The sequence below is a fragment of the Streptomyces sp. NPDC060027 genome (genome assembly GCF_042737005.1).
GTDB lineage: Bacteria > Actinomycetota > Actinomycetes > Streptomycetales > Streptomycetaceae > Streptomyces.
Window position 1 is genome coordinate 1 of sequence record NZ_JBHWVI010000387.1, and the last position, 4,277, is coordinate 4,277.

At 66.2% G+C, this 4,277-nt stretch carries 7 protein-coding genes and 1 pseudogene; 6 read left to right on the forward strand and 2 right to left on the reverse strand.

What is annotated here, in order from left to right; all coding sequences use genetic code 11:
- Together ACFWBT_RS42025 and ACFWBT_RS42030 are read right to left on the reverse strand one after the other, a co-directional pair.
- Nucleotides 1–146 (reverse strand): annotated as a pseudogene (locus ACFWBT_RS42025) (PRC-barrel domain containing protein); the annotation flags it as partial.
- A 155-nt stretch (nucleotides 147–301) separates the two neighbouring features.
- Complete coding sequence (locus ACFWBT_RS42030) at nucleotides 302–472, reverse strand: hydrophobic protein (RefSeq protein WP_385709820.1); 171 nt, start codon at nucleotides 470–472, stop codon at nucleotides 302–304.
- A gap of 182 nt (nucleotides 473–654) precedes the next feature.
- Between ACFWBT_RS42030 and ACFWBT_RS42035 the strand changes: the two genes are divergently transcribed.
- The 6 genes from ACFWBT_RS42035 (at nucleotide 655) to ACFWBT_RS42060 (ending at nucleotide 4,219) form a co-directional block, all read left to right on the forward strand.
- Nucleotides 655–831 (forward strand): CsbD family protein, encoded by a 177-nt coding sequence (locus ACFWBT_RS42035; RefSeq protein WP_261705661.1) that lies wholly within the window; start codon nucleotides 655–657, stop codon nucleotides 829–831.
- 504 nt (nucleotides 832–1,335) lie between these two features.
- On the forward strand, nucleotides 1,336–1,656 hold the full coding sequence (locus ACFWBT_RS42040) for a gas vesicle protein (protein WP_385709823.1): 321 nt from the start codon (nucleotides 1,336–1,338) through the stop codon (nucleotides 1,654–1,656).
- Nucleotides 1,657–1,691: 35 nt separating this feature from the next.
- Nucleotides 1,692–2,186: a gas vesicle protein GvpJ gene (gvpJ, locus tag ACFWBT_RS42045; protein WP_385709826.1), complete on the forward strand. Its 495-nt coding sequence runs from the start codon at nucleotides 1,692–1,694 to the stop codon at nucleotides 2,184–2,186.
- Nucleotides 2,187–2,189: 3 nt separating this feature from the next.
- A complete protein-coding gene (locus ACFWBT_RS42050) occupies nucleotides 2,190–2,939 on the forward strand; it encodes a GvpL/GvpF family gas vesicle protein (protein WP_385709829.1) in 750 nt (249 codons plus the stop codon).
- A gap of 1 nt (nucleotide 2,940) precedes the next feature.
- Nucleotides 2,941–3,195 carry a gas vesicle protein GvpG gene (locus ACFWBT_RS42055; protein ID WP_266765143.1) on the forward strand — a complete coding sequence of 85 codons (255 nt, stop codon included), beginning with the start codon at nucleotides 2,941–2,943 and terminating at the stop codon, nucleotides 3,193–3,195.
- 7 nt (nucleotides 3,196–3,202) lie between these two features.
- Complete coding sequence (locus ACFWBT_RS42060; RefSeq protein ID WP_385709833.1) at nucleotides 3,203–4,219, forward strand: histone protein; 1,017 nt, start codon at nucleotides 3,203–3,205, stop codon at nucleotides 4,217–4,219.
- The last annotated feature ends 58 nt before the right edge of the window (nucleotides 4,220–4,277 follow it).

The window sequence follows — 4,277 nt, forward strand, 5'->3', positions numbered from 1 at the left end:
ACGACGAGGTACGCGGAGTTGACGTCGTCCGAGTGCTTGTCGACCTTCCCGATGCTGCCGTCGGTCGCCTCGACCTTGTACCCGGTCAGATCGGTACCCGCGATATGGCCGGTGGTCGCCTGGTAGCCCCAGATGCTGTCACTCATAAAACGGCTCCCTCATCAAAATTCTTCACTGCTCCACAGAAAGAACTGCGGAGTCGTACAAACGTCATCTATTTTCGACGACGTTCCTTCTGAACTTCGAGTGCCCTGCATGCGAGATGCCACACACGCGAACTGAAGAAGTGCGGAATATCGGCCTACCAGCGGTACCAGCGGCCTCGCTTGCCGCCGGTTCCCGCAGGTCGGATCACGAAGCCGAGGACCCACACGACCAGCACGATGACGGCGATCCACCAGAGTGCCTTGAGTGCGAAACCGGCACCGAAGAGGATCAGGGCGAGCAGAAGAACGAGAAGAACGGGAATCATGGTTATCAGCCTCCGAGCCCTCGTATGCCCCGCGAAGAGATCTCCACGCCGACGGATCTCGCCTATTTTTTACAGAAGTCGGGGTGGCAAAAATCCCGTGGCCGCTTTCCGGGTTTGACGGCGCAATTCGGGGTCACACAGGTGGGGAACTATTTCTCGATGAGGACAGGGTGTGAGTGGTTGTGGCTGCGGACGAGAAGGCTCAGGCAAAGGGTGAGCAGGCGAAGGGCAAGGTCAAGAAGGTCGTCGGCGGTGCCGTGGGCAACGAGTCCCTGAAGGCCGAGGGGCACGCCGAGGAGTCCAAGGGCGACCTGCGCTCGGCCAAGGAGAAGGCCAAGGACGCCATCAAGCCCAAGTAGTACCGGCCGACCGATCCCGGCAGCCGCATCTTCACTCGGCTGCCGGGATCAGTGCTGTCCCGGCAGCGACCGCCCGCGCTGCCCTGCTCCGGCCTGTGCAGAGATCCAGACGCGGAGCGGGTGCATGTCCAGCGGCACGGCACGGCGCAAGGGGCCGGGCCCGGATGCCGAGGTGTGGTCGTCGAGGCGTCCCATTTCGCGGCGTTGACCTGCTCAACTGCGGTCACTCATCGAACCGTTGCTCCCCTGGCCAGGGTCGATCCAGACTAACGACGGCGGCGCCGCCGAACGGGCCTGTCCACGCGGCCGGCGACCGGGCTGAGGAGCATGGTGGCGGCAGGTACATGCCGCCGCGCGCCGCCGGGTCCCGTGTGTCCGCACACCGTGGGGCGCCGCTCCGCCGGACAATTATTGACCGCGGTCACAGCGGGCAGCCGCCGGGTACGAACGCTCGCTTGGTCCACTCAAGGTGCGCCGAGCCGGAGACGTACCAGACTTGTGTTCATGGCAGAAGAGCGTCGTCCGCGTACCAGGAAAACCTCGACGACAACCGCTCGCCGCACGCCGTCCGTGCGGGGAGCGGAACAAGCCGCGCGTGCAGCCTGCCGGAGTCTGGAGGGCTTGATCGGCCATCCCACGGAGGGTGTATCGGCGGTGGGGCGGGAGGACGACGGTTGGTGTGTCGTCGTGGACGTCCTCGAGCTGCCGCGGATTCCCGATACGACGAGCCTTCTCGCGTCGTACGAGGTGCGGCTCGACCAGGACGGCGAACTCATGGAGTACCGCAGGGTCCGCCGCTATCGGCGGGGGTCCGCCGATGAGTGACCACCAGGTTTGCCCGACAACCGGAAGGACGCCCCATGCCTGCGACCACCTACTCCGATGAGGTAGTGGCGTGCCCACCGCGCGCCGGCACGTTGTACGACGTGCTCGAACTCATTCTTGACCGGGGCATGGTGATCGACGTGTTCGTCCGGGTGTCCCTGGTCGGCATCGAGATCCTCAAGATTGATGCGCGCATCGTGGTAGCGAGCGTCGACACGTACCTGCGGTTCGCGGAGGCGTGCAACCGGCTTGACCTGGAGCGTGACTCCAGCAGCACCACCATCCCCGAGCTGCTCAGCGGTGGCGCCGCCAAGTCCATCGGCAAACGCAAGGTCCGTAAGGCCGCGGAGACGGTGGGGGACACCGTTCGCAAGGCGGTCGGGGGGCGTGACGACGACTCCGACGACTCCGACGAGTCCGACGAGGACGAGGAGGAGCAGCAGGAACGGCCGAGGAAGCGGCGCGCTCCGGCCCGGAGCAGTAGCAGTAGCAGCAGCAGTAGCAGTCGACGACGACACGCGGAGGCGTGAGCTGTGACGGCCGATGGTGTCTACGTCTACGCGATCATTCGGGCGGGAAGGTCGCTGCCGGCAGACGCGACCGGTGTGGGCGACCCGGCTGCCGCGCTGCGGGCGATCCGGCAGGGGCGGGTCGCCGCTGTCGTCAGTGAGGCTCCTCCCAAGCTCCGCGCCAGACGACGCGATCTCCTCGCTCACCAGGAACTCCTGCTGCGCCTGTCGGAACAGGGTCCGGTACTGCCGATGCGGTTCGGAATGGTCGCACGCGACGAGGACACGGTGCGCGGCGAGCTGACGGCCCGCGAGACGGACCACATGGCTGCGCTGGAACACCTCTCCGACGGGGTCGAGGTCAACGTCAAGGCGCTCCCGGCACAGGACGCGCTGGCAAGCCTTGTGGCGGAGGACAAGAACGTCCGTCGCCTGCGGGACGCCGTGCGTCGACGGCCCGGATACGAGGCCAGCATGCGCCTGGGCGAGGCCGTCGCGGCTGCTCTGGAGAGCAGGGCCGCCGAAGCCGGTCGGCGAATTCTGCGCGAGCTCACCCCCAAGGCCCGTGCGGTGGCTTCGGGGCCCGCCGTCCAGGGATGCGTGCTCAACGCGTCGTTTCTCGTCAACCGCGGTGACAGCGATGCCTTCCGAGGGGCGGCCGAGCAGTTGGCCCGCACGAACCGTGACCGGGTGGAGCTCCGCCTTTCGGGTCCGTTGCCCTGCTACAGCTTCGTCTCCGCCGAAGGCACTCCTGCCCGAACCGTTGGAGTCTGAGATGGGACTGATCACCGGTTTGCTCACTCTGCCCATCGCGCCGGTCCGTGGCGTCGTCTGGGTGGCGGAGAAGCTCAATGACGCGGCCGAGCGTGAGTTGCACGACCCAGGAGTGCTCCGTGCCCAGCTGGCTGTGCTGAACAGGGAACTCGAAGAGGGCGACATCAGCTTGGAGGAGTTCGAACGAGAAGAGGAACGGCTGCTCGATCGGCTGCATGCCGCACAAGCCTGTTCCGGGCCGAACGATCGAAGGTGACGCAATCATGGATGACAAGGAAAAGGTGGCCCTCGCCGCTGCTGTAGTGGGCGGCTATGTGCTGGGTCGTACCAAGAAGGGCCGGTTGGCCCTGTCCATTGCGACCTACCTGGCCGGCCGGCGATTCGGTCTCGAACCTCGCCAGCTCGCCGCCGAGGGAATGCGCAGGTTGGGGGAGATTCCGCAGGTCGCCGAATTGCAGGAGCAGTTGCGCGGGGAAGTGCTGGAGGCGGGCCGCAAGGCTATGAGCGCCGCCGCCGACCGGGGCATGGCCACGCTTGCCGACACCCTCAGCGACCGTACGTCCCGACTCCTCGAGAAGGCGGATGAGGGGGAGGAGGGCGAGGACGAGGAGCAGTACGCGCCGGAAGACGAGGACGCGGAGTACGAGGAGGAGGAAGAGGAAGGGGAAGGGGAAGAGCCGGAGGAAGGAGAAGAGCCCGAGGCCGAGTACGACGAGGACCAGGCCGAGGAAGAGGAAGAGCAAGAAGAGGAAGAGCCGGAAGGCGAATTCGAGGAAGAGGAGGAGGAAGAGGAGGAGGAAGAACCGGAGCAGGAGCCGGAAGAGGAGCCGGAGGAAGAGCCGGAGGAAGAGCCGGAGGAAGAGCCGGAAGCGAAGCCGCGGAGGCGCCGCGGTTCGCGATCGGATCGGTCCCGCAAGGCACCCGCATCATCGGCAAGCGAGAAGGCCGCTCCCGCCGGCGAAGAGAAGCCTCGGGCGGCGAAGAAGTCCGCACCGGCGAAGAAGACCGCACCGGCGAAGAAGACCGCTTCCAGCAGGACAGCGGCGAAGAAGACCGCGCCCAGCAAGAAGACGGCGGCCGGCAAGACGGCGGCGACGAAGTCCGCGGCGAAGAAGACGGCGGCGAAGAAGTCCGCTCCGGCCAAAAAGACCGCGGCGAAGAAGACGGCGGCGAAGAAGACGGCGGCGAAGAAGACCGCTCCGGCGAAGAAGACCGGTCCGGCCAAGAAGACGACGTCATCGAAGCGAGCCGCTTCCAAGCGCGCCGATCGTCGGAGGTAGGCCGTCATGACCAAGACGGAACAAGACCAGCCAGCGGAGCAGGCGTCGGGTCTGGACC